This is a genomic window from Kitasatospora sp. NPDC101183 (assembly GCF_044767945.1).
Taxonomy (GTDB): domain Bacteria; phylum Actinomycetota; class Actinomycetes; order Streptomycetales; family Streptomycetaceae; genus Kitasatospora.
Genome location: NZ_JBIWOW010000030.1, coordinates 78,780 through 101,702, shown reverse-complemented (window position 1 = coordinate 101,702; position 22,923 = coordinate 78,780). Strand labels below are relative to the sequence as shown.

Below are 22,923 nucleotides of genomic sequence, written 5' to 3'. Positions count from 1 at the left end.
TATAAAATCATCCAGCCCCACGGAGCGGCCACCCCCGGAGCCGCCCCCGGCCCCCACCCTCCCGAGAGCCCACCCCCCAACGACCACCCCCACCCCGGCTATCGTGCACGGGTGCACCACCCTGCACACGAGGGGAGTCCCAGGTGATAGGTCGGGCGCTGAACGGGCGTTACGAACTCGTCGAGATACTCGGCGTCGGCGGCATGGCCACCGTCTGGCGCGGCGTCGACCGCGTGCTGGGCCGTCAGGTGGCCGTCAAGGTCCTCAACGGCGGCCTTGCCGACGACCCCCGCTTCGCCGAGCGGTTCAGCCGCGAGGCGCAGCACGCCGCCATGCTGGTGCACCCCCGGATCGTCATGGTCTTCGACTCCGGAGTCGACCAGGGCACCCCGTTCATCGTCATGGAGCTGGTCAACGGCCGCTCCCTCGCCGCCGTCCTGCACCAGCAGCCCGTGCTGCCGGTGGAGCGCGCGGTCGGCATCGCCGCCGCCGTCTGCGAGGCCCTCGCCGTCGCCCACGCGGCGGGCCTGGTGCACCGGGACATCAAGCCCGGCAACATCATGATCACCGACGACGGCGGCGTGAAGGTCGTGGACTTCGGCATCGCCCGCGCCGGCTCCTCCAGCAACCTCACCCAGACCGCGAGCGTGCTCGGCACCGCCGCCTACCTCTCGCCCGAGCAGGCCACCGCCTCGGCCCTGGACGGCCGCACCGACCTGTACGCCGTCGGCTGTGTGCTCACCGAGATGCTCACCGGCGAGACCCCGTTCACCGCCGAGACGCCCGTCGCCATCGCGTTCAAGCACGTCAGCGAGCACCCGCTGCCCCCGTCCGTCCGGCGCCCCGGCCTGCCGCCCGCGCTGGACGCCGCGGTGCTGCGCCTGCTCGCCAAGGACCCGGCCGCCCGCCCGGCGGACGCCGCCGCCGCCCGTGCCGAACTCCTCTCCACCGTCCCGGGGCTGATGGTCGGCGACCCGACCGCCGAGTTGCTCGCCACCTCTGCGGCCACCCAGCTGCTCCCGCCCGTCCCCGCCCCGCCGCAGGCGTACCAGCACCCGAACCAGCAGCACACCACCCTCCTGCCTCCCCAGCGCCGGGCCCCGGTCCCGGCCGCCACCTCGGTGATGGCCCCCGTCCCGATGCACGCCCCCGTCCCGATGCACGCCCCGGCACCCGCCCCCGCGCAGGCCCGCAGCCGCCGCAAGCCGCTGGTGATCGGCGCGCTGGGCGTGGCCGCGCTGGCCGGCGTGACGGCCCTCGCGCTGACGGCCTTCGACGAGCCCGCCGGCAACGCCGCCGCCACCCCGCCCGCGGCCACCGCCCCCCAGAAGCCGTCCCCGGCGGCCTCCACCACCACCCAGGCCCCCACCACGGCCGCCACCCCGACCGCGCCCGCGCTGCCGACCCAGGCCGTCCCGCGCAACCAGCCCGCGGCGACGCAGATCCAGTCCTTCCGCCAGGCCGTCGCCCAGACCCAGGTCGGCAAGGAGCGGGACCACCAGATCGAGCTGCTGCGGATCCTCGACGACACCGCCGCCCGCCTCAACGAGGGGGACCCGGACGCGGCCGCCCAGGAGCTGAGGGGCGCCCAGAAGGTGATCAAGGACCTGGGCAAGAAGCACGCGATCGACGCCCCGACCTACGCCAACTGGAACGCCCGCCTCTCCGCCCTCTACGCCACCCTCCACACGGCGGCCGACGTCCAGAACGACTGAGCGCGCCGTCGTCCACAGCCTGTGGACGGCTCAGTCCTTGCGCCGGACGTGCGTCGAGCGGACGTGCGTCGAGACGTCGTTCAGGATCGTCCGCGACAGCGTCCCGGCGGCCGCCGCGATGAACACCACGCTGTACCCGATCTGCAGCACCACCAGGAGCCGGGGCCCCTGCCCCAGCGGGGTGATGTCCCCGTAGCCGATGGTGGCGAGGGTGACGGCGGTGAAGTAGACCGCGTCGAGCCGGGTGTGCAGGCCCTGGAACTGCCCGGGCTGCGAGGCGAACACGTAGTAGGCGGCGGCGAAGACCGTCACGGCGAGGACGATCAGGAAGGCCAGCCAGGCCACCGGCCGGGGCTCCCTGCCCTGGAGAACCCCCGCGATCTTCACCAGCAGCAGCCCGCTCAGCCCGGCCAGCGCCGCGCCGAGCACCAGCCAGCTGAGCAGCGGCCGGTGGTGGCCCAGCACCCGCAGGGGCAGCAGGGAGTACGCGAGCGCGAGCGCCGCGCAGGCGCCGAGCAGCCACAGCGCCGTCCGCAGGTCGGTGCGCGGACGGGCCGGCCCCGCGCGCCGTGGTCCGTTCAGGGCGAGGCCCCGGCCGGGCGCTCGGGCACGTCCAGCAGTTCCAGCAGCGCCAGGACGGCCAGCAGCACCAGGGCCGTGCAGAGCGTCACCAGCACCGTCGGGTAGCTCCACAGCACGAAGGCCAGCGCCGCCCCCGCCACGGCCAGCCAGCTCAGCGCCGTCTTCCAGCGGTGGACGAACGACCCCACCGGGCCGAGCCGCAGCCCGGCCCGGCCGCCGAGCCCCCGCAGGGCGCCCAGCGTCTCGCGCCAGCCGCGCCGCACGGCCGTCGCCCAGCGCCCGCCCCCGGTGATCCAGGCGCCCAGCGCGACCACCAGGCCGAGCGCCACGATCACCCGGACGGCCGAGCGCAGGTACCGTACGAGCCCGTCGTACACCGCCTGCGAGGCCGCCTGGTCCACCCCGGCGGGCAGCCTGTCCAGGTACAGCGCCCGGAACACGCTCAGCCCGGCGCCCAGCAGCAGCGCCCCCGCCGCCATCCCCAGGGCCGCCGTCACCGCCGCCCGGCGCCGTCGGACGGCCGCCAGCACCCCGCCGACCGCGCAGGCCACCGCCAGCACCGGCACCCAGAACCCGGCGAGGTCCAGCAGCCGGATGCCGGTGCGCACCTTGGGGATGGCGTCGGACTGCACCAGCGTGTACGAGGTGTGCACCTCCGGGATCTTGGAGGCCAGTGAGAACCCTCGGTCGACCAGCTCGGTCTTCACCCGGGCGATCACCGGGGCCAGGTCGAGCACCACGGTGTCGTTCCTGATCTCGACGGCGCCGCCGCCCTGCCCGGTGAGCATCTTCTCGATCGCGGCGTGCGCGTCCAGGTTGATCTGCCGCCACAGCGCGGCGAAGGCGTCGCTGTCCACGAGCCGCTGCACCTCGGTGCGGACGAGGCCGGACAGCCCGTCGACGAGGCTCTGCCCGAGCCTGCCCAGCAGGGCGCGCAGCTGCGGCTGGTCGGCGGGGGCGACGGTGTCGACCAGCGAGTCCACCGGGATCTGCCGCATGATCTCGGTGGTCACCCGGTCGACGACGGCCGCCTTGACCGCCGGGTCCTTCGCCAGCGGCGCGACCGTGGCCAGGTAGCGGTCGGAGTCGTCGATCTCCGACTTCGCCCAGAGCGCGACGGCGCTCAGCGGGGTCAGCAGGCAGGCGAGCAGGATCAGCACGGTGGCGAGCGCGGTCCGCCCGACGTGCCGCCGGGGGTGGGGCGCCAGGGCGAGCCGTCCCGCGTGGGCCTCGACGGCGGTCAGCCGCGCCTTGAGGTCGGCCAGGTCCTCGGGCCGTGCTCCGGAGCCGTCCGGCTCGGCGCTGCCCGGCTGGTCGGTCGGCATGCCGCGACTCCGTTCCGCTCCTCCTGTCGGTGCATACCAGGAGACAACGGATCAGATCGGACGGCCATTCGGGGCGCGGCGGTGAGGCGCCGCTGCGGTGCCCGGGAACGCGTGAAGCCCCCGGCGGGTGCCGGGGGCTTCACGGAGGAACCGGGAGACTCAGACGGTCTTCTCGGTGTGCGGGGCCTCCGTCGCCTTGGTCACGTTGGTCGGCGTGACGGCCGGGCGGTCGGCGGCGGCCGGCTGCGGCGCCGCGGTGCTCTGCGCGGTGCCGGCGTCCGCCGGGGTCTCGTCCTCGCGCATGGCCTTGGTCTCGGCCTTCAGGATGCGCATGGACTTGCCGAGGCCACGGGCCATCTCCGGCAGCTTCTTCGAACCGAACAGCAGCACTACGACCGCCAGCACCACGAAGATGTGCCAGGGCTCAAGACCGTTCCGCAGCATCCCTGGCCACCGGTCCCTTCTTGTTTGGAGTCACGGGAGGGCTAGCGCCCGTGCTGGCCAGTATGCCTGGCCTCACCGGCGAACGGATACACCGCCCGGGAAACGCTGGCCGAAAACCAGGTGCCGTCCGTACGTCATCGGAGGGGTCGCCGGGCCAGCAGGTAGCCCCTCCGGGTCGGGGCCTCCTCGGCGAGGCCGTCCCGTTCCAGGCGCGCCTCCACGGCGAACCCGGCCCCGGTGAGCCGCCCGGCGACATCCTCGGTCCGGAGGAAGTGGAAGTCCACGTCCACCTCGTGGCCCCACCACTCCTCCATCCGCCGGACCTCGTCGCCCAGGTGGAAGGAGACGAGCAGCACCCCGCCCGGCCGCAGCACCCGGTACGCCTCGGTGAACGCGGGAGCGAGGGCCTCCGGCTCCAGGTGGATCACCGAGTAGAGGGCCACCGCCGCCGCGAACTCGCCGTCGGCGGCGGGCAGTTCCAGCAGGTCCCCGGTGCGGAACTCCACCCCGGGGTGCTCCCGCCGGGCCAGCTCCACCATCCGCGGCGACAGGTCCACCCCCACCACCTCGGCCCCGCGCCCCGCCAGCCACCCCGCCACGTGCCCGGGCCCGCACCCGAGATCCGCCACCACCCCGCCGGCGGCCTCCTCGACCACCGCCCCCAGCAGCGCCCGGTCCACCACCTTCCCCGCCAACTCGCCCCCGATCCGCCTCAGGTACTCCTCCGCCACCACGTCGTAACTCCACCGCACCCGCCCGCGATCCGTCCCCATGGGCCCACCCTGGCACGGCCCTGTCCTTCCGTACGGCGAATCGAAGATGGAACAGATGTACATCTGCTACATTTCGTGGCATGAGTGAGCCGGTAGTGGAATCGATGGCCGAAGTTCGCAGCCACCTCGCGGACGTGATCGACCGGGCGCGTCGGGAGGAGACCCCGACGATCATCACCAGGCGGGGCAAGGAGGAGGCGGTGGTGGTCGACATCGCCGAGTACCGGCACCTCAAGGAGGTCGAGGAAGCGGCCGAGGACGCCTGGCTGAACCGTCTGGCGGACGAGGCGGAGGCTGAGGACGATGGCTCGGGGAGCTCCGTCACTCTGGAGGAGATGGCCGCGATGATTCGCGCCCACCACGGCTGATCGCGGTGGGGTATGTCACGCAGTTCAAGCCGCCCGCGCAGCGGGAGTTTCTCAAGGTGCCCAGGGCGGAGGCGCTCCGCATCCTCCACCGGCTCACCGAGTTTCAGCGCGCTCTCGACAAGGGCGACACCTCAGCATTCGACGTCAAGGCCATGCAGGGGCACCATGCTCGCTGGCGGTTGCGCGTTGGGGACCACCGGGTGGTCTACACGATCGACCACGGAGTGCTCATCGTCTGGGTCGTGTCGGTCGGCCACCGGCGAGAGGTTTACCGGGGCTTCTAGTTCCGGACGGCACAGAGCCCCCGCCCGGGGTGGGCGGGGGCTCTCGATGACTCGCGTGGATCGGTGGGCCGGGCGGGGTCAGACGGTGGCGTGCTCCGGCTCCGGGGCGGTGGCGGCCGGGGTGGGGACCGGGAGGTGGCCCAGGAGGCGGTGGGCGAGGAGCGCGGCGCCGAGGGCGAAGACGAGGCCGACCACCGCCGCCACGTGCAGCCCGTCCGTGAAGGCGCCCCGGGCGGTCTCCAGCAGGTCCGCCCCCACCTGCCCCGGCAGGTGCGCCGCCGCGGAGACCGCGCCGCCGAGGGTGTCGGTCGCCGAGGAGCCCACGCCCGCCGGGAGGGCGCCGTCCAGCTGGTGGCGGTAGACCGCCGCGCCGGCCGCGCCGAGGAGGGCGATGCCCAGCGAGCTGCCGAGTTCCACCGCCGTCTCGGAGGTGGCGGAGGCGGCGCCCGCCTGCTCCGCCGGGGCCGCGGAGACGACCATCTCGGCGGTCATCGTCATCGTCCCGACCGTGCCGGCGGCCAGCACGCCCGCCGCCGTGAGGATGAGCGCCAGCGGCGAGTGGGCGCCGACGGCCGTCATCATCGCGAAGCCCGTCGCGCCGACCACGAACCCGCCGGCCATCAGCGCCCCCGGCCGCACCTTGCCGGCCAGCGCCGAGCTGACGCCGATCGCCGCGCCGACGCCGAGGCTGGGCACCAGCGCCCAGAGGGAGGCGGTGAACGGGCTCATGCCCTTGACCAGCTGGAGGTACTGCGAGGTGAAGAGGGAGAAGCCCATCATCGCGAACATCGCCAGCGTGTTGACGCTGATCGCCCCGCTGAAGGTGCGGATGCGGAACAGCCCGAGGTCGATCAGCGGCGAGGCGGCGGTGCGCTGACGGCGGTAGAAGGCGAGGGCGAGCAGCAGTCCGCCCGCCAGGGCGGTCGCGGGGGGCAGGCTCCAGCCGTCGACCGCGAGGGTCTTGATCCCGTAGACGGCCGGCAGGATCGCGGCCAGCGAGAGCGCGGCGCCGAGGAGGTCGAAGCGTCCGGCGCGGCCGGGGGCGCGGTACTCGGGGAGCAGCGCGGGGGCGGTCAGCAGGACGAGGGCCATGACCGGCACGGCGATCAGGAACACGGCGCCCCACCAGAAGTGGTCGAGCAGCAGCCCGCCGGCGACGGGCCCGAGGGTGGCGCCGGCGGTGAGGGCGCCGCCCCAGGCGCCGAGGGCGCCCTGCCGCTGCTTGGGGTCGTGGAACATGTTGCGGATCAGCGCCAGCGTCGAGGGCATCACGGTGGCCCCTGCGGCGCCGAGCAGCGCCCGGGCGGCGATGAGCTGGTCGGCGTCCTGCGACCAGGCGGCGAGCAGCGAGGCGCCGATGAAGCCCGCCGCGCCGATCATCAGCAGCCGGCGCCGCCCGATGCGGTCGCCGAGCGCGCCCATGGTGATGAGCAGTCCGGCCAGCAGGAACGAGTACATGTCCATGATCCACAGCTGCTGGGTGCCGCTGGGGGCGAGCGTGGTGGAGATGTACGGGACGGCGAAGAACAGCACGCCCATGTCCATGGAGAGGACGAGGGTCGGGAGCAGGAGGACGGCCAGGCCGATCCATTCGCGACGGCCTGCGCGGCCGGTGGTTGCGGTCATGAGGAAGACAGTACGGGCGTGTCAGACACTTGTCTAGTACGGATGTGCAAAACAAGCGTCCAAGACAAACGTCCAGGCGCCCCGTAGGATCGAGGGCATGGGAAACCGCGAAGACCTGATGGCCGGCGCCAAGCGCTGCCTGTACGAGAAGGGCTACGGGCGCACCACCGCCCGCGACATCGCGAGCGCCTCCGGCGTCAGCCTGGCCGCGATCGGCTACCACTTCGGCTCGAAGGACGCCCTGCTCAACGCCGCGATGATCGAGGCGATCGGAGAGCTGGGGGAGGGGATGGGCGCCGTGGTCGTGGCCGCCAATCGGACCTCCGACGACCCGGAGGAGCGCTTCGCCGCCGCCTGGGAGGGGCTCAAGGGCGTCTTCCTGGAGCACCGGGGCCTCTGGGCGGCCCAGTTCGAGGCGCTCGCGCAGGCCGGGCAGGCGCCCGAGCTGGCGGCGGCGTTCGCGGCGGCGCAGAAGGACGGCCGCCTCGGCCTGGCCGCGCTGTTCCAGGGGCTGCCCGAGGTCCCGGACACCGAGGAGGAGCTCGCGCGCGGAAGCTTCTACCAGATCCTGCTGGCCGGGTACCTCGCCCAGTGGCTGGCCGCGCCCGAACTGGCGCCCAGCGGCCAGGAGTTCCTGCGCGGCCTGCGGATGGTCAGCGAGAGCGTGCTCGGCAAGCCCGCGAACTGAGCCGGTGGCCCAGGCCCTCTTAAGTCGTCACGGCCGTCAGCAGCACCACCGAGTCCACGTGTGCCAGCAGCCCGTGCCGTTCCTGGGGCACGGGCTCCAGGTGCCCGGCGGGCAGCTCCAGCCGCCGCCCGGCGATGGTGAGCGAGACCCGGCCGCGCAGCACCTGGACGCTGCCGGCGCCCGGCGGGAGGTGCTCGTCCAGCGCCGTCCCGGCGGTCAGCGCGATCACGGTCTGCCGCAGCACGCCGTCGTGCAGCACCAGATGGGCGCTGCGCCCGTGCGGGCTCTCCGCCGCGCGGGCGGCGTGCTCCACGGCGAGCCGTTCGAGATCCGGCATCGCACCGCCTCCTGTCGCGCGCGCCCCGTCTGCCAGGGTCGCGGACGGCCGCGGGAACCGCACCCCGAAGCGCATCCCGAGGTGTATCCCGAGGTGCAGCCCCCGCCGACTGCCCGCATCGTGGAGGCATGGCGACCAACGAGAGAGTCCTCCCCGGCCTCCAGGCCAACCGCGCGCTGCTGACCGGCGGCGTGGTGCTCACCGGCATCGGCTCGCTGCTCGGCGCGGCCGGGGCGGCGATGATCTGCGGGGCCCTGGTGACGGCCGGCCGCGAGTGGATGCGCGGCCTGGAGACCAGGCCCACCGCCTACGCCCAACGGGCGCTGCACGAGGCGCGCGTGGCGTCCACCGCCGGCTGGGAGGCCTGGCGCACGGAGCACAGTTCGCCCAACTGAGCCCCGCGCGTTCCGAAGCGCCCTACAGCCCCATCGACTTGGCGATGATGCTGCGCATCACCTCGCTGGTCCCGCCGTAGATGCGGAACACCCGGTTGTCGGTGTAGAGCCGCGCGATCGGGTACTCCAGGATGTAGCCGTAACCCCCGTGCAGCTGGAGGCACTTGTCGATCACGGTCGAGGCCGACTCGGTGCAGAACAGCTTCACCGCCGCCGCGTCCGCCACCGTCAACTCGCCCTGCTGGTACAGCTCCAGGGAGCGGTCGACCATCGACTGCTGCGCCACGACCTGGGCCTCGCAGTCCGCCAGGGTGAACTTGGTGTTCTGGAACTCGGCCACCGCCTTGCCGAACACCTTGCGGTCCTTCACGTACCGGACGGCGAAGCGCACCGCCGCCGCGGCCGCCGCGTACGCGCCCACCGCGATCGCCAGCCGCTCCTGCACCAGGTTGTGGGTCAGGTACGCGAACGCCCTCCCCTCCTCCCCGAGCAGGTCCTCCACCGGCACCTTGACGTCGCTGAACGCCAGTTCGGCGGTGTCCGAGGTCCGCAGGCCGATCTTCTGCAGCTTGCGCCCGACGGTGTAGCCGGGGGACGTGGTGTCCACGCACAGGATGGACAGCCCGGCGCGCCGGTTCTCCGGGTCGTACGGCGCGGTGCGGCAGACCACCAGCACGAGGTCGGCCAGCACCCCGCCGGTGATGAAGGTCTTGGCGCCGTTGAGGACGTAGTGGGTGCCGTCCTCGGAGAGCCTCGCCGTGGTGGTGATGCCCGCCAGGTCGGAGCCCGCGCCCGGCTCGGTCATCGCGATGGCGGTCATGATGTCGCCGGAGACGAAGCCGGGCAGCCAGCGCCGCTTCTGCTCCTCGTTCGCGTACTCCAGCAGGTACGGCAGCACCAGGCCGGTGTGCACGCCGGAGGAGCCGAAGCTCACGCCCGCCCGGGCGGTCTCCTCGGCGATCACCGCCTGGTACTTGAACCCGCTCTCGCCCGCGCCGCCGTACTCCTCCGGCACCTCGATGCCGTAGACGCCGAGGTCGCCGAGCTGCCGGTAGAAGTCGCGCGGCGGGTGGCCGTCCGCCTCCCAGCTCTCGTAGACGGGGACGACCTCGTTCGCGATGAAGTCCCGGATGGTCTCCCGGAAGGCCTCGTGGTCCTCGTTGAACACGGTGCGGCGCACGGCGGCGCTCCCTTCGGCTGGGCCGGCCGCGCGGGGCCGGCGGGGGCGGAACGGGCCAGGTGATGGCCCCACAAGTTAATCCGGGGTAGCTTCGGCTGTCCAGGGTCGAACGGCCGCTCGAAGCCCTCCGGCCACGGGCTCCCGGAGGCCCCGGGTGAATCCTTGCTAGCCTTTTCCGTTCACGACGAGCGCCGTACGGAGGGGAGGCCGGCCATGGTGGTCCGACGCCCGCCCGGGCGGCGCGCCCAGATCCTCGCGGTGGCCGCCGACCGCTTCCACCGCAGCGGGTACCACCAGGTCTCCATGACCGAGGTCGCCGCCGGGGTCGGCATCACCGCCCCCGCCCTCTACCGGCACTTCCGCGGCAAGCCCGAACTCCTCGACCGCACCCTCCGGTCGGGCCTGGACGCCCTCGCGGACGGGCTGCGCGGGGCCCGCACCACCGCCGACCTCGGCGCCGCGCTGGCCGCCGTCGCGGTCGCCCACCGCCCGCTCGGGACGCTGGTGCAGCGCGACGCGCGGCTGCTGCCGCCGGCCCGGCGGGCGGCGCTGCGCCGCGAACTGCGGGCGGACGTGGCGCTGATGACGGCGGTGCTGCGCGCGGAGCGGCCGGAACTCGCCCTGCCCGACGCGGAGTTGCTCTGCTGGTCGGCGCTCTCCGCCTGCGCGGGGCTCTCCTACCAGTCGGCCGCGCCGCAGCCCCGGCGGGCCGAGGCGCTGCTGCGCGAGACGGTCGCCGCCGTCCTCGCCGTCCGGCTGGACGGGACGGCCGCGGACGGCGAGGACGGCCCGCCCGAACCGCCCGGGCCCCGCCCCCGTACCCGGCGGGAGGAACTGCTCGCGGCGGCCGTCCGGCTGTTCCACCAGCGCGGCTTCGACAACGTCAGCACCGACCAACTCGGCGCCGCCGTCGGCATATCCGGGCCCAGCGTGTACCGGCACTTCGACAGCAAGGCCCATCTGCTCGCCGCCTCCCTGGTGCGCAGCCGCGAGCGGCTCTGGCACGAGGTGGACGGCGCGATCACCGCCGCCGAGGGCCCCGGGCGGGCGCTGGCGGCGGGGCTGCACGGCTACGTGGGCTTCGCGCTGCGCAACGGCGACTACCTGGGCGCGATGCTCAGCGAGACGGAGCGGCTGGCCCCGCCGGACCGCCGCGCGGCCGTGGACTTCCGCCGCGACTTCCTGCGGACCTGGGTCGAACTGCTGCGCGGCGTCCGCCCGGAGCAGGACGCGGCGGCGGCCCGCATCCGGGTGCACGCGCTGTTCGCCCTGGTCAACGACGGTGTCCGCAACCGCCCGCACTGCGACCGCCCCGACCTCGGCGACTGCCTGCTGCGCCTGGGCCGCGCCGTCCTCGGCGTGGCCTGAGCAGCGCGGAACGGCGGGGCGCCCGCCCCCACCGGCGTGGGAGCGGGCGCCCGGCCCGATGCTCGGGTCGGCCTAGTACAGGACGTGCGGGTAGTACACCCGCGCGTCGAAGTTGCCGTTGCCCTGCAGGGCGCCGACGTTGCCGGAGTTGCCGGCCACGGCGAGGCCGTTGTTCTGGTTGCCGGCGCCCGAACCGGTCGCCGTCTGCTGGGTGTTGACCACGTTGCCGTTGACGTTGCCGAGCACGTTGCCCGAGCCGACGTTGCTCACGACGCTGCTGTTGGAGTGGTCGATGCCGACGGCGCCGTTGTCGGCGTGCGCGGTGGCGGCGCCGACGCCGACCAGGAGGAACGCCCCGAGGGCGGTGACGGCGGCGGCTGCGCGGATACGGGACACGCTGGTCTCCCTGAGCTGATGTGCGAATGGTGGCGCGTTGCGGAGTGGCCGCTCCGAAGCGCCGAGGCCTGACGTCGCACCCCCAGCATTCACCAGCGGTCCGGGCGAACTCCACCGTACGGGTGGCATTTCCCTCGATGGTGGGGATGCGGTCAATTCGGAATTGACCACGATTCGTCAGAAGCCCGGAACGGCGGGCCGGAAAGCCGCGGGCCGTAAAGAAATGGTCGCCCGATTGTCGCACTGGCACACTGGGGACTCATGTCTGATGGTGCCCCGTCCGAGCCCGTGCCCGCCGACGATCTGCGGACGACCGAGGTCGACCTCGGCGGCCTCGTGACCGTCCTCGCCAGCCACCTCTACTCCACCCCGCTGGTCGCCCTGCGCGAACTCGTCCAGAACGCGCACGACTCGCACACCCGCCGCTTCCTGGAGGACCCCGACGGCGGCCACCGCCCGCTGATCCGCGTGCGCGCGGACGGCGCCCGGCGGACGGTCTCCATCGAGGACACCGGCGCCGGCCTCACCGAGCCCGAGATCCATTCCTACCTCGCCACCGTCGGCACCGGGTACACCCGCATGCTGCGGGAGCTGACGGGCAACCAGGAGCTGATCGGCGCCTTCGGCCTCGGCTTCCTCTCCGCCTTCTCCGTCGCCGACGAGGTCGTCGTCACCACCACCTCGCACCGCGAGCCGCACCTCGGCCACCGCTACCGCAGCCGCGGTGGCGAGCAGTACCAGGTCGAGCCGGTGCCCGCCCGGCCGCGGCCCGGCACCGTCGTCGAACTGGCCCTCAAGGCCGAGCACGGCCACCTCGCCGACGAGCACGCGCTGCGCGAAGTCCTCGGCCGCTACTGCGTGCTGCTCCCCATCCCCGTCCTCGTAGGCGACGACGAGCAGCCGGTCAACGGCGTCCAGGTGCCGTGGCGCCAGGACACGCCCGGGGACCCGTACGAGGCCCGGATGCGCTTCGCCGCCGCCTTCGGCCGCCGCTTCGAACCGCTCGCCGCCTTCCCGCTCCACCCGGTCGAGGACGGCACCGACGCCGTCGGCCTGCTCTGGGTCCAGGACGGCGGAACGTACGGCACCAGCGACAACCGCGACCTCGCCGTCTACCTGCGCGGCATGCTCCTCGCCGAGGACGCCCGCGACCTCCTGCCCGGCTGGGCCGGATTCATCGGCGGCGTCGTCGAGTCCAACCGCCTCACCCCGACCGCCAGCCGCGAGGACCTCCAGCGCGACGACCACTACCGCGCGCTCCAACGCGCCCTCACGGACGCCATCGTGGACGGCCTCTACGAGACCGCCCGGCTGCGCCCCGCCGCCTGGCGCCGCATCCTCACCCGGCACGGCCAGGACCTGCTCGGCGCCGCGCTCTGCGACGACCGGCTGTTCACCCTGCTCGCCGACGACGTCCCCGTGCCCACCTCCCAGGGCGACCTCACGGCGGGCGCCCTGCGCGCCGCCGGCGGCGGCGCGGTGCACGTGGCGCTCGGCAGCGGAGGCGGCTTCGAGGAGATGCTCTACCGCGCCATGCGGGTGCCGATCGCCCGCGGCGACCGCTACGCCGTCCTGCCGTTCCTGCGCCGCTACGCGCAGCTGCGCGGCTGCCGCCTGGTCGAGCTGGGCAGCGAGGACGGCAACCGCGAGCTGTTCCGCGACCCCGAACGCCCGCTGGCCGCCGAGGAGTCGGCCTGGCTGTCGAGCGCCCTCACCGACCCGGGCGAGCAGCTCGTGCCCGCCCGGTTCGACCCGCCCGGCCTGCCGCTGGTGCTGGTGCCGGACCGCGAGGCCGAGCTCAAGGCCCGGATCGAGGACGACCAGGCCGACGCCCGCATCCCGTCCGCCGCCCTGCGGCTGGCCCGGGCGTTCACCGCCCGCACCGACGGCGAGGTCAGGGCCCGGCTCTACCTCAACCTGGACTGCCCGGCCGTGCGCGACCTGCTGGCCGCCTACCGCACGGGGCACACCGGCAGCGCCACGGCCGCCGGGCTGCTGCGCTCGCTCAAGGTGATCATGGCCGCCGCCTCCTCCGGCCCCGCCGAGGGGGACCTGGGCGCGGCCCTCGCCGGCGTCGGCACGGCGGTCTCCGCGCTGACCGCCGCCGTCCCGCCCGGCCTGCCGCAGGTCCCGGACAGCCCGGACGGCCTCCCGGAGGGGCCGTGACCAGGGCCGCGACCAGGGCCGTGACCAGGGCGGCGACCACGACCGGGGCGCAGGCCGTGACGGACGGATTGTCAGTGGTCCCTGGTAGACCATCCATCAGCACCGCGCAGGGGGAGACGACATGACCACCGACATCTGGGCATGGGTCCACGACGCCCACCGACAACTGACCGAGTCCGGCCACCACCGCCTGGCCGAGGCCGTCTACGAGCTGCCCGGCCACGCCAACGAGGGCCGCAACGACCAGCTGGACGCCGTCTTCCCCGAGGCGCTGGCCGCCTCCCGCGCGCTCGGCCTGCCCTGGGTCGAGGTCTACCTGCGGCACTGGCGGATGCAGAACCTGCTCAACCGGCGCCACCAGGGCGAGAAGGCCCTGCCCGAGGCGGTCGACCTGCTGGAGTTCGCGCACCGCGAGGAGACGGCCGGCTGCCCGCAGTCCGTCTGCGTGGTGCAGGACCTCGCCATCTGCTACGCCCGGGTCGACGGCCCGGGCTTCGTGACGCAGCGCCTGGAGGTGCTGGACGAGACGCTCGCGCGGATCGAGCCCGGCCGGGCCTGCTTCGACTGCCTCTCCCGCGAGTACTCCGACGCCCTGGAGGACGGCGGCCGCCCGGTCGAGGCGCTCAGCCACCTGGACACGGCCGCCGCCCGCATCCAGGCCGCCGGCGGGCGCCTGTCCCTGCACTTCCACCACCGCCGGGCCAGCGCCCTCCACCTGCTCGGCCGGCACCAGGAGGTGCTGGAGGTGCTCGACACCGCCGAGCGGACCGAGCGCGCCCGGGGCCGCGAGCTGGAGGAGAGCGACGTCCGCTGGGGCGCCCTGCTGCGCGCCCGCGCCTTCGCCTCCCTCGGCCGCACGGAGGAGGCCCTCGTCCTGCTGCCCTCCCTGGCGGATGCCGAGCGCCACGTCGACCTGCGGCAGATGTGGACGGGCACGATCGAGATCCTGGCCGCCTCCGGCGCCTGGGAGAACGACGGGGAGCTGGGCGCCGCCCTCGCCGGCTGGGTCGGGTACCTGGACGGCACGGGCTCGCACCGCCCCTGCGTCGATCTGCTGCTGGCGGCGGGCCGGCTCGCCCTCGCCCGCGGCGCCCGCACGGTCGCGCTGACGCTCGCCGACACGGGCGCCCGCAAGCTCGGCCAACTCCAGAGCACCGCCGGCGTGGCCGAGGAGGTCGCCGCGCTGCGCGCCGCCGCCGAGGCGCTGCCGCGGCCCGAGCTGCCCGTCCCGCCGGGCGAGCTGCTGGCGCACCTGGCCGGGGCCGAGGCGTCCTACGAGACCGTCGCCGACCTGCTCTCCGTCGCCCTGGACGGGTACCGGGGTGAGCGGGCCGGCGCCTCCGAGCTGGTGTGGGCGCTGTCCGGGGTGCTGACCTCGCTCGGCCACGCCCGGGCCGCCGCCGACCTGCTCTGGGAGCAGCTGGACGCCGACCCGGGGGACCAGCGGCTGGCCCTCGGGCTCGGCAGCACCCTGATCGAGGCGGGGGACGGCGAGGGCGTCCGCCGCCTCGCCGACCGCCTGGCCGCCGCGGGGAAGGTGCCCGACGCGCACTGGACGCGCGCCCGCTGGGCCGCCGCCGAGGGCCGCTGGGCCGAGGTGCTGGAGCAGTGCGAGGCCGCCCTGGCCGTCGCGCCGGAGCGGATCAACACCCGCCGCCTGGCCGCCACGGCCGCCACGCGGCTGGGCGACCACGCCACCGCCCAGCGGCTCTACCTGGAGCTGCTGGAGCACGCCCTGCCCGCCGAGGGCACGCCGGAGGAGGAGCGGCACCGCACCGTCCAGGAGCCCGACCTCTGGCACCTGATCACCGCGGCCACCGCCAACCGGGACTGGGCCGTCGTCCGCTCCACCGGCGCCCTCATAGGCATCGAGTTCGACGAGCCGGAGGGGCCCGTCGAGGAGGAGTGGCAGCTGATCGCCCTGCGCGCCACCCGGACGAACGGCGCCCCCACCGACCTGCCCGCGCTGCGCACCGGCCCGGCCACGGCGCGGGTCCTGCCCGTGCTCGGCGACGACCTGACGCTCAACCACGGCGACACGGTGGTCTTCTCCCCGGCGCTGCTGGAGCAGCCGCCGGCCGAGGACGCCCCCGAGGAGGAGCGGCGGCGCTGGCGCCCGGTCTTCGAGCTGCTGACGCTGCTCGACCCGGCGGGCTACACGACCTACTGGATCGACGGCGGCTGGCCGGGCGACGAGTCCTGGGCGGCCCTGCGCGAGGGGCTGCACGCCGCCGAGCACGCGGTCTGGGTGTACAGCGGCGACCAGTACCGGATCACCGACCCGGCGGCCGGCGACGGCGAGACCCTGCCCGGCGTCTACGCGGCCCTCGGCGTCCCGCCGACCGTCTCCGCCGCCGAGGCCGACGCGCTGCTGCACCGCCTCACCGGCGGCTGGCCGCACCCGCTCGCCTGGCCCGCCCTCGCCGAGGCGGCCGGTGCGGACCTCGCCCGGCACGAGGAGATCGTCGAGCGCTACGGCCTCTGAGCGGCCCGGTACGCAGTGGAGCCCCGGTGCCCGCACCGGGGCTCCACTGCGTCCGGAACCACATACCGGGAACCGCACCCCGGGAACCTTTCGGCCCCCGAACCGAGTCTTGGTACATGCTTTACCATTTCATTGCCAAGACCCGACCGCAGGAGTGCCCACGTGACCAGCCTCGCCCTCGGCCCGTCCTGGCTCGATCCGACCCACCTGATCTCCATGTTCGGGCTGATCGGCATCCTGGCCATCGTCTTCGCCGAGTCCGGCCTGCTGATCGGCTTCTTCCTGCCGGGCGACTCGCTGCTCTTCACCACCGGCCTGCTGGTGGCCGGCGGCACCTACCTGCACCAGCCGCTCTGGCTGGTCTGCGCCCTGATCGTGGCCGCCGCCGTGGCCGGGGACCAGGTCGGCTACCTGTTCGGCCGCAAGGTCGGCCCGAGCCTGTTCCGCCGCCCCGACTCCCGCCTGTTCAAGCAGGAGAACGTGGAGAAGGCCGCCGCCTTCTTCGACCGGCACGGCCCCAAGGCGATCGTGCTGGCCCGCTTCGTGCCGATCGTGCGCACCTTCACCCCGATCGTCGCCGGGGTGAGCAGGATGAACTACCGCCTCTTCGTGATCTTCAACCTGGTCGGCGGCCTGCTCTGGGGCGCGGGCGTCACCGTGCTCGGCTACTTCCTGGGCCAGATCGCCTTCGTCCGGGACAACATCGAGGCCATCCTGATCGCGATCGTGCTGGTCTCGGTGGTCCCCGTGGTGATCGAACTGCTGCGGGCCCGCCGCTCCGGCAGGGCCGCCGCCGAGGCCGACCGCGCCGCGTAGGCGATCGCCGCCGGGGGCACCGGACGATTCGGACATGTGCACCGAGCTGTTCGATCAGGCAAGGTGTCATCAGCGATCGATCGGTGGCCCGGGCGGCCACCAGGGGCGGCGGAGGAGTGGACGTGCCTAAGCGGGGCCGACCGGGTGCGGGCAAGCGGGCGAGGGGAGGCCGGGCGGTCCGTCAGTCCCGGCAGGCGCCGCCGAAGCCGGTGCACCCCGCCGAGGCGCCGCCCACCGAGGGCCTGCTCGGCCATCCCGCTCCGGCCGTCGACCCCGTCACCGTCGTCCCGCTCGTCCCGCCCGCGCCCGAGACCAAGGGCCTGCTCACCCCCGAGCCCCAACCGGAGCCCCAACCGGAGCCCCAAGCGGAGGCGCACCCGCAGACGCAGCCGCAGGCCCGGCCCGTCGAGCCCCACCCCGAGCTCAAGGCGCCCGCCGCCCGTCCGGCGCCCCGCCGCTCGGTCGCCGAGGACACCCTCACCCCCGAGGAGTGGCGCGCCGCCGGCTACACCCCGCCCACCGGCATCCCCATCCCCGAGCTGACCGCCGGAGCCCCCGGCGAGGCCCCCTGGCCGGACCGGATGCGCACCCTGCTGCGCATGCCGATGTCCGAGCGCCCGGCCTTCGAGCGCACGGCCCGCGAGCTCCACCCCGCCGCCGCCACCACCCGCAACGTCCCGCGCATCCTCGACCTGACGCTGCGCATCGGCGAGCTGCTGCTGGCCAGCGGCGAGGCCGCCGAGGACGTCGAGGCGGCGATGCTCGGCATCGCCCACGCCTACCGGCTGGACCGCTGCGAGCCGCAGGTGACGTTCACCCTGATCGGCATCTCGCACCAGCCCTCGCTGGTCGAGCCGCCGATCACCGCCGACCGCGTGGTGCGCCGCCGCACCTCCGACTACACCCGCCTCAACGCGGTGTACGAGCTGGTCGCCGACATCACCGCCGAGCAGGTGTCGGTCAACGACGCCTACCGCCGCCTGGCCGAGATCCGCCGCAACCGGCACCCGTACCCGGCCTGGCTGCTCGCGATCACCACCGGCCTGCTGGCCGGCGCGGCCACCTTCCTGGTCGGCGGCCGGCTGGACGACAAGGCGTGGCTGGTCTTCGCCAGCGCCTTCGTCGCGGCCGTCCTCGGCGACCGGCTGGCCTCGGCGCTGGCCCACCGCCGGCTGCCGGAGTTCTACCAGTTCGTCGCGGCCGCGATGCCGGCCGCCGCCTCCGGCATCATCCTGTCCTTCAACGACTGGGGCCTGCGCGGCTCCGTGGTGATCACCGGCGGCCTGTTCGCCCTGCTCCCCGGGCGCGCCCTGGTCGCCGCCGTCCAGGACGGCCTGACGGGCTTCTACATCACCGCCGCCGCCCGCCTGCTGGAGGTCGTCTACCTCGTCGCGGGCATCGTGATCGGCGTGATGCTGATCCTCTACCTCGGCGTCGGCTTCGAGGCGAGGCTGCGCCCGGACGAGAGCCTGGTCGGCGTCAGCTATCCGCCGGTGCAGATGGTGGCGGCCATGGCGCTGACCCTCGCCTTCGCGACGCTGCTGCAGACCGACCGCCGCACGCTCGCGCTCGTCACCCTGAACAGCGGCATCGGCTGGGCCTCGTACGGCGTGCTGGCGTACAACGCGGGCCTGTCCCCGATCGTGGCCACCGGGGTGGCGGCCGGGCTGGTCGGCCTCTTCGGCCAGCTGATGGCCCGCTACCGCAACGGCTCGGCGCTGCCCTACGTGACGGCGGCCATCGGCCCGCTGATGCCCGGTTCGGCCCTCTACCTCGGGATGCTGGCCTTCGCCCAGGGCCACTCCAGCGCCGGGCTGGTGTCGATCTCCCGGGCGGCGGCCATCGCGATGGCGCTGGCGATCGGGGTGAACCTCGGCGGGGAGATCGCCCGGCTGTTCATGAAGCTGCCGGTCGGGGTGGAGCGCCCGTCGCTCCAGACGCTGATGCCGCGCCGGGCGGCCAAGCGCACCCGGGGCTTCTGACCGTACGGACGCGGCGGCACAGGTGGTGTTGGAGCCGAGTTGGGCTCCGGGCCATGTCGCCGCAGGCAAGGCGCAGGACCAGGAACGAAGGTAAGACGCATGACCACACTGCTGGACGGCTACCGCGAGCACATCGTCGCGACGCACAAGCAGCCGCTGTTCCTGCTGCTGGTCGGCTTCATCGTCTCCTTCGTCTTCATCCGCTTCAGCGTCCGGATGATCCGCGCCCAGGTCCGCTGGTGGCCGGGCAACGTCACCCCCGGCGGGCTGCACATCCACCACATGGTGTTCGGTCTGGGCTTCCTGCTGGCCGGCGGCTTCGGCGTGTTCGCGACCTACGGCGGGCACCCGTGGATCGACTGGTTCGGGCTGGTCTTCGGCATCGGCTGCGGCCTGGTGCTGGACGAGTTCGCGCTGATCCTGCACCTGGACGACGTCTACTGGAGCGAGCAGGGCCGCAAGTCGGTGGACGCGGTGATCTTCGGCATTCTCTTCACCGCCCTGCTGCTGGTCGGCTACGTCCCGCTCGGCGTGGTGCCCGGCGAGGAGACCAGGTGGGGCCTGATCACGATCATCTCGGTGAACGCGCTGGCCTCGGTGATCACCCTGTTCAAGGGCAAGGTGTGGACGGGCCTGCTCGGCATCATGGTCCCCGGCCTGTCCTGGATCGGCGCCGTCCGGCTGGCCCGCCCGAGCAGCCCGTGGGCCCGCTGGCGCTACGCCAGGCGCCCCCGGCGCCGGGCCCGCGCGCTCCGGCGCGAGCGCCTGCTGCACCGGCGCGCGGACCGGGCCCGCACCTGGCTTTTCGACCTGATCGCGGGCGCCCCCGACAAGGTGTCCGCCAACCACCCGGCCGCCCACCGGGTCGCCGAGCGGATGGCCGCCCGGGCCACCGCCCACCTCGACGCCCACGCCGCCCGGGCCCTGGCCCGGCGTCAGGCCCGCCTCGCCGACCGCCGCTCCGCTGCCGCCGCCGCGGCCGCCTCCGGTGGGCCCGGCGCCCACCCGGCCCCGGGCGAGGGCCCCGGGTACGGCGCCTCCGGCGGCGCCCCGGCCCGGACCGGGCGGGCGCAGCAGTCCCGCCGTACGGTCCGGGCGGGCCGCAGCCGCACCTACGCCGTCCGTCCGACCGGTCTGGAGCGGCGGCCGGGGCGACACCCCCACCTGCGGACGAGGACCCGCAGGATGAGCCGGTAGCTCGTCCACGCTGTGCGCCCGGCCGCGGCCGGGGCCTGGTCGGATCATGCGATGGTCACCCTCCCGGCGGCGCGCGTTCGAGGTGTGAAACGCGCCCGGGTTGAGAACATGAGCGTCGTGTGACCGTTCTGTCACGTGATGCGATGATTCGCCGGACTCCCCGCAGCGCCCACAGCGCCGTCCCGCTTTTCCCGCCCACGTGACCCGTCAGAAGGGATGTCGCGTGGCACGCAGGCTCCTGCCGACCCTCCTGTTCTCCCTCGCGGCCCTGCTCGGGCTGCTGCCCGCCGCCCAGGCGGCCCCGGCCGACCCGGAACCGGCGGCCGGGCAGGCCCAGGGCGAGGGCCCGTACCCCACCACCGAGGAGATCGACCGCGCCCGCGCCGAGACCGAGGGCAAGGCCGCCTCCGTCACCGCGCTGGAGGCGGCGCTCACCGACTCCAAGGCCGGGCTCGACCGGGCCGCCCGCAGCGCCGAACAGGCCGTCGAGGCCTACAACGGCGCCCAGCTCGCCCTCGCCCGCGCCCGTACCGAGGAGGGCGCCGCCGCCGGGCGCGCCACCGCCGCCGAGACCGCCCGCGCCGCGGCCGTCGAGGACGCCGCGCAGCTCGCCGCCGAAACGTACCGCCAGGGCGCCGGAGCCGAGCTGTCCGCCCTCAACGCCCTGCTCGCCGCGCGCGGCCCGCGCGAGGCCGGCGACCGGGCCACCGTGGTCGGCATCGCCAGCCGCCGCACCCGCGAGATCCTGGACAACGCCACCTCCACCGCCGCCGAGGCCGCCCGCGCCTCCGCCGCCGCCCGCGGCGCCACCGAGGCCGCCGAGCGGGCCGCCACCGAGGTCGGCGCGGCCAGGGCCCGGGCGCAGCAGCGGCTCTCCGCGCAGCAGAGCGAGGTCGCCGCCGCCGGCCTGCGCCGCGAGCAGCTCCTCGGGGAGCTCGCCGCCGCCCGGCACACCACCGTGGACCTGGAGCGCCGCCGCCGCGAGGCCCTGGAGGCGATCGCCGCCCGCGAGGCCGAGGCCGCCGCCCGCGAGGCCGCCGAACGGGCCGCACGGGAGGCCGAGGCCGCGGAGGCAGCCAAGGCCGCCTCCGCCGCCCCGCCGGCGGGCACCCGCCCCTGGTCCGCCGAGGGGGCGGCCGCAGCCGTCGCCTTCGCCCGGTCCAAGATCGGCCTGCCCTACATCTGGGGCGGCGAGGGCCCGGCCGGCTACGACTGCTCCGGGCTGACGATGATGGCCTGGCGCGTCGGCGGCCGTCGGCTCAACCACTTCGCCGCCGACCAGTACGCCCAGAGCAGCCCGGTGACCTACCGCCAGCTCAGGCCCGGTGACCTGGTCTTCTGGACGGACACCGGCCGCGCCGCCGACATCCACCACGTCGGCCTCTACATCGGCGACGACCAGATGATCGAGGCCCCCCGCGCGGGCATGCCCGTCAAGCAGGCCAGCCTCTGGATCATGGGCACCCCGGACTTCTACGCCCGGCCCTGACCGGGAAGGAGCTCCTCGAACCCGACCACCGGCACGACGCCCCGGGCGGCGGCCGCCAGGGCCGGGTCGAGGGTGACCAGGGCGTCCGCCTGGAGCCGGGTGAGGGCGAGGTACTCGGCCGCGAGGGTGTCGGGGTGGTCCAGCTGCTCGGCGATCCGCCAGGCCGTGGACTGCAGGACGCGGTCGCCGAGCAGTCGCAGGCGCAGCGCCCGGACGGCGTCGAGGGCGCGCTCGGCCTCCCTCGCGGTCAGCTCGCCCCGCCGGACGGACGCGTAGAGCAGCGCCAGCAGCTGGGAGCGCAGCAGGGTCGGGGCGAGCAGCTGCCGCCCGTCCGGCTGCGGGCCGCCCTCGCGGGCTAGGCGGAGGGCGACCTCCGGGGTGATCACGTACTTCGGCACGGCGGTCCGGCCTCCCTGGCGCGCGGAAACGTTGCGCACCAGTCAACCCGGGCCGCCCGCCCGGGAGGTCACTCCTCGGGGCGTGTCACGGCGAGGGCGTGCTCCAGCCGCCGCAGCCGCGCCGCGGTGCGGGCGTACAGCCAGGAGACCGTCACCAGCACCGTCGCCAGGCCGACCCGGACGGTGTCCCAGGTGCGGTCCCCGCAGTCCGCCCGGCCGTAGCCGTACGAGGCGCAGGGCTCGAAGAAGGCCAGGTAGGCCGTCCACATCCAGCCGGCCGCGACGACCAGCCAGGGGACGACCGCGAGCGGGCCGGTCAGCCTGTCGTACCGCTCCAGACGGCGCTGCGCGCGGGTGTCCTTCTCCGCGAGCATCTCCGCGATCCCCATGGCCCCCTCCGGTTCGTCGACGGCCGACAGGCTACCGGCCCCGCCCGCCCTACCGGCCCTCCGCCTCCCGCAGCCGCTCGCGCAGGTCGCGCAGGGTGGAGGCGGACCAGCCCCAGGCGGCGGTGAGCGGGAGCACCAGCACCAGGAGGGTGACGCTCTCCCGGGTGCGGGCGGCCATCCTGGCGTCGCAGACCTGCGCCTTGGTGCTCCCGGAGCGCGCGCTCTCGTACGTGGCGGGGGAGCCGCAGTCGTAGCGGTCGTCGGCGGGCAGGAACATCAGCGCGGCGGCCCAGAGCCAGCCGCACACGGCCAGCACGGCGAACAGCTTCACCACGCTGTCGCGGTTCTGATGGGCCTTCAGTCGCCGGGTGTACTCGTCGTCGTACAGGTGATCGCCCGTCAAGGCTCCCCCTCCGGGAGATCGTGCGTATGGTGACCGTCCAGAGAATGCCAGTTCGAGCACCGGGCGCGCCACCGTTGTCGGAGGCACCGTCTACCGTGGGCCGCTTCGGTTGCCGGA

Annotated in this window: 23 protein-coding genes; 12 read left to right on the top strand and 11 right to left on the bottom strand. The window is 74.5% G+C overall.

What is annotated here, in order from left to right:
- Positions 1-143 precede the first annotated feature (143 nt).
- Positions 144-1,715, top strand: coding sequence for a protein kinase (locus tag ACIRRS_RS32370; protein ID WP_402978473.1), 1,572 nt, complete (start codon positions 144-146; stop codon positions 1,713-1,715).
- Between the two features lie 30 nt (positions 1,716-1,745).
- Here the strand turns inward: ACIRRS_RS32370 and ACIRRS_RS32365 are convergent, their stop codons facing one another.
- The 4 genes from ACIRRS_RS32365 to ACIRRS_RS32350 all read right to left on the bottom strand — a co-directional run bounded on the left by ACIRRS_RS32365 (position 1,746) and on the right by ACIRRS_RS32350 (position 4,839).
- The gene (locus tag ACIRRS_RS32365) at positions 1,746-2,180 is read right to left on the bottom strand and encodes a potassium channel family protein (RefSeq protein ID WP_402978471.1); all 435 of its coding nucleotides are present in this window, start codon (positions 2,178-2,180) and stop codon (positions 1,746-1,748) included.
- 113 nt (positions 2,181-2,293) lie between these two features.
- Positions 2,294-3,622 (bottom strand): hypothetical protein, encoded by a 1,329-nt coding sequence (locus tag ACIRRS_RS32360; protein WP_402978468.1) that lies wholly within the window; start codon positions 3,620-3,622, stop codon positions 2,294-2,296.
- A gap of 159 nt (positions 3,623-3,781) precedes the next feature.
- The gene (tatA, locus tag ACIRRS_RS32355; RefSeq protein ID WP_402978466.1) at positions 3,782-4,066 is read right to left on the bottom strand and encodes a Sec-independent protein translocase subunit TatA; all 285 of its coding nucleotides are present in this window, start codon (positions 4,064-4,066) and stop codon (positions 3,782-3,784) included.
- Positions 4,067-4,200: 134 nt separating this feature from the next.
- Positions 4,201-4,839 (bottom strand): class I SAM-dependent methyltransferase, encoded by a 639-nt coding sequence (locus ACIRRS_RS32350; protein WP_402978463.1) that lies wholly within the window; start codon positions 4,837-4,839, stop codon positions 4,201-4,203.
- 80 nt (positions 4,840-4,919) lie between these two features.
- Here ACIRRS_RS32350 and ACIRRS_RS32345 point away from each other — a divergent pair, with 80 nt between their 5' ends.
- Both ACIRRS_RS32345 and ACIRRS_RS32340 read left to right on the top strand, forming a co-directional pair.
- Positions 4,920-5,207 carry a type II toxin-antitoxin system Phd/YefM family antitoxin gene (locus ACIRRS_RS32345; protein ID WP_402978460.1) on the top strand — a complete coding sequence of 96 codons (288 nt, stop codon included), beginning with the start codon at positions 4,920-4,922 and terminating at the stop codon, positions 5,205-5,207.
- 5 nt (positions 5,208-5,212) lie between these two features.
- On the top strand, positions 5,213-5,491 hold the full coding sequence (locus ACIRRS_RS32340) for a type II toxin-antitoxin system RelE/ParE family toxin (RefSeq protein WP_402978457.1): 279 nt from the start codon (positions 5,213-5,215) through the stop codon (positions 5,489-5,491).
- Between the two features lie 78 nt (positions 5,492-5,569).
- Here the strand turns inward: ACIRRS_RS32340 and ACIRRS_RS32335 are convergent, their stop codons facing one another.
- A complete protein-coding gene (locus ACIRRS_RS32335) occupies positions 5,570-7,117 on the bottom strand; it encodes an MFS transporter (protein ID WP_402978454.1) in 1,548 nt (515 codons plus the stop codon).
- Between the two features lie 97 nt (positions 7,118-7,214).
- Between ACIRRS_RS32335 and ACIRRS_RS32330 the strand changes: the two genes are divergently transcribed.
- Positions 7,215-7,805 (top strand): TetR/AcrR family transcriptional regulator, encoded by a 591-nt coding sequence (locus ACIRRS_RS32330; RefSeq protein ID WP_402978451.1) that lies wholly within the window; start codon positions 7,215-7,217, stop codon positions 7,803-7,805.
- Positions 7,806-7,824: 19 nt separating this feature from the next.
- On the opposite strand, the gene ACIRRS_RS32325 is transcribed toward ACIRRS_RS32330, so the two are convergent.
- Entirely contained in the window at positions 7,825-8,142 is a 318-nt protein-coding gene (locus ACIRRS_RS32325; RefSeq protein ID WP_402978448.1) for a cupin, read from the bottom strand.
- 128 nt (positions 8,143-8,270) lie between these two features.
- On the opposite strand from ACIRRS_RS32325, the gene ACIRRS_RS32320 reads away from it, so the two are divergent.
- On the top strand, positions 8,271-8,537 hold the full coding sequence (locus ACIRRS_RS32320; RefSeq protein ID WP_402978445.1) for a hypothetical protein: 267 nt from the start codon (positions 8,271-8,273) through the stop codon (positions 8,535-8,537).
- 22 nt (positions 8,538-8,559) lie between these two features.
- Here ACIRRS_RS32320 and ACIRRS_RS32315 read toward each other — a convergent pair whose 3' ends face one another.
- Positions 8,560-9,717, bottom strand: a complete 1,158-nt coding sequence (locus tag ACIRRS_RS32315) for an acyl-CoA dehydrogenase family protein (protein ID WP_402978442.1) — start codon at positions 9,715-9,717, stop codon at positions 8,560-8,562.
- Between the two features lie 213 nt (positions 9,718-9,930).
- On the opposite strand from ACIRRS_RS32315, the gene ACIRRS_RS32310 reads away from it, so the two are divergent.
- Positions 9,931-11,085 carry a TetR/AcrR family transcriptional regulator gene (locus tag ACIRRS_RS32310; RefSeq protein WP_402978439.1) on the top strand — a complete coding sequence of 385 codons (1,155 nt, stop codon included), beginning with the start codon at positions 9,931-9,933 and terminating at the stop codon, positions 11,083-11,085.
- Positions 11,086-11,157: 72 nt separating this feature from the next.
- Here the strand turns inward: ACIRRS_RS32310 and ACIRRS_RS32305 are convergent, their stop codons facing one another.
- A complete protein-coding gene (locus ACIRRS_RS32305; protein ID WP_402978436.1) occupies positions 11,158-11,481 on the bottom strand; it encodes a hypothetical protein in 324 nt (107 codons plus the stop codon).
- 261 nt (positions 11,482-11,742) lie between these two features.
- Here ACIRRS_RS32305 and ACIRRS_RS32300 point away from each other — a divergent pair, with 261 nt between their 5' ends.
- The 6 genes from ACIRRS_RS32300 (at position 11,743) to ACIRRS_RS32275 (ending at position 21,616) form a co-directional block, all read left to right on the top strand.
- Entirely contained in the window at positions 11,743-13,647 is a 1,905-nt protein-coding gene (locus ACIRRS_RS32300) for an ATP-binding protein (RefSeq protein ID WP_402978433.1), read from the top strand.
- Between the two features lie 121 nt (positions 13,648-13,768).
- A complete protein-coding gene (locus tag ACIRRS_RS32295) occupies positions 13,769-16,132 on the top strand; it encodes a hypothetical protein (RefSeq protein ID WP_402978430.1) in 2,364 nt (787 codons plus the stop codon).
- Between the two features lie 162 nt (positions 16,133-16,294).
- Positions 16,295-16,948 carry a DedA family protein gene (locus tag ACIRRS_RS32290; RefSeq protein WP_402978427.1) on the top strand — a complete coding sequence of 218 codons (654 nt, stop codon included), beginning with the start codon at positions 16,295-16,297 and terminating at the stop codon, positions 16,946-16,948.
- Between the two features lie 122 nt (positions 16,949-17,070).
- On the top strand, positions 17,071-18,930 hold the full coding sequence (locus tag ACIRRS_RS32285) for a threonine/serine exporter ThrE family protein (RefSeq protein ID WP_402978424.1): 1,860 nt from the start codon (positions 17,071-17,073) through the stop codon (positions 18,928-18,930).
- Between the two features lie 99 nt (positions 18,931-19,029).
- The gene (locus ACIRRS_RS32280; protein WP_402978421.1) at positions 19,030-20,127 is read left to right on the top strand and encodes a hypothetical protein; all 1,098 of its coding nucleotides are present in this window, start codon (positions 19,030-19,032) and stop codon (positions 20,125-20,127) included.
- A gap of 223 nt (positions 20,128-20,350) precedes the next feature.
- On the top strand, positions 20,351-21,616 hold the full coding sequence (locus ACIRRS_RS32275) for a C40 family peptidase (RefSeq protein ID WP_402978418.1): 1,266 nt from the start codon (positions 20,351-20,353) through the stop codon (positions 21,614-21,616).
- Here ACIRRS_RS32275 and ACIRRS_RS32270 read toward each other — a convergent pair.
- The 3 genes from ACIRRS_RS32270 to ACIRRS_RS32260 all read right to left on the bottom strand — a co-directional run bounded on the left by ACIRRS_RS32270 (position 21,601) and on the right by ACIRRS_RS32260 (position 22,806).
- The gene (locus ACIRRS_RS32270) at positions 21,601-22,014 is read right to left on the bottom strand and encodes a type II toxin-antitoxin system VapC family toxin (protein WP_402978415.1); all 414 of its coding nucleotides are present in this window, start codon (positions 22,012-22,014) and stop codon (positions 21,601-21,603) included. The genes ACIRRS_RS32275 and ACIRRS_RS32270 overlap by 16 nt on opposite strands.
- 68 nt (positions 22,015-22,082) lie before the next feature.
- Positions 22,083-22,403 carry a hypothetical protein gene (locus ACIRRS_RS32265; RefSeq protein WP_402978412.1) on the bottom strand — a complete coding sequence of 107 codons (321 nt, stop codon included), beginning with the start codon at positions 22,401-22,403 and terminating at the stop codon, positions 22,083-22,085.
- A gap of 49 nt (positions 22,404-22,452) precedes the next feature.
- Positions 22,453-22,806, bottom strand: coding sequence for a hypothetical protein (locus ACIRRS_RS32260; protein WP_402978410.1), 354 nt, complete (start codon positions 22,804-22,806; stop codon positions 22,453-22,455).
- Positions 22,807-22,923: the final 117 nt, after the last annotated feature.

Excerpts from the sequence above, each read along its gene's own strand:
- ACIRRS_RS32330 (WP_402978451.1), top strand. The coding sequence starts at position 7,215 with ATGGGAAACCGCGAAGACCTGATGGCCGGCGCCAAGCGCTGCCTGTAC.
- ACIRRS_RS32345 (WP_402978460.1), top strand. The coding sequence starts at position 4,920 with ATGAGTGAGCCGGTAGTGGAATCGATGGCCGAAGTTCGCAGCCACCTC.
- ACIRRS_RS32300 (WP_402978433.1), top strand. The coding sequence starts at position 11,743 with ATGTCTGATGGTGCCCCGTCCGAGCCCGTGCCCGCCGACGATCTGCGG.
- ACIRRS_RS32310 (WP_402978439.1), top strand. The coding sequence starts at position 9,931 with ATGGTGGTCCGACGCCCGCCCGGGCGGCGCGCCCAGATCCTCGCGGTG.
- ACIRRS_RS32350 (WP_402978463.1), bottom strand. The coding sequence starts at position 4,839 with ATGGGGACGGATCGCGGGCGGGTGCGGTGGAGTTACGACGTGGTGGCG.
- ACIRRS_RS32280 (WP_402978421.1), top strand. The coding sequence starts at position 19,030 with ATGACCACACTGCTGGACGGCTACCGCGAGCACATCGTCGCGACGCAC.
- ACIRRS_RS32335 (WP_402978454.1), bottom strand. The coding sequence starts at position 7,117 with ATGACCGCAACCACCGGCCGCGCAGGCCGTCGCGAATGGATCGGCCTG.
- tatA (WP_402978466.1), bottom strand. The coding sequence starts at position 4,066 with ATGCTGCGGAACGGTCTTGAGCCCTGGCACATCTTCGTGGTGCTGGCG.
- ACIRRS_RS32320 (WP_402978445.1), top strand. The coding sequence starts at position 8,271 with ATGGCGACCAACGAGAGAGTCCTCCCCGGCCTCCAGGCCAACCGCGCG.
- ACIRRS_RS32360 (WP_402978468.1), bottom strand. The coding sequence starts at position 3,622 with ATGCCGACCGACCAGCCGGGCAGCGCCGAGCCGGACGGCTCCGGAGCA.
- ACIRRS_RS32325 (WP_402978448.1), bottom strand. The coding sequence starts at position 8,142 with ATGCCGGATCTCGAACGGCTCGCCGTGGAGCACGCCGCCCGCGCGGCG.
- ACIRRS_RS32295 (WP_402978430.1), top strand. The coding sequence starts at position 13,769 with ATGACCACCGACATCTGGGCATGGGTCCACGACGCCCACCGACAACTG.
- ACIRRS_RS32265 (WP_402978412.1), bottom strand. The coding sequence starts at position 22,403 with ATGGGGATCGCGGAGATGCTCGCGGAGAAGGACACCCGCGCGCAGCGC.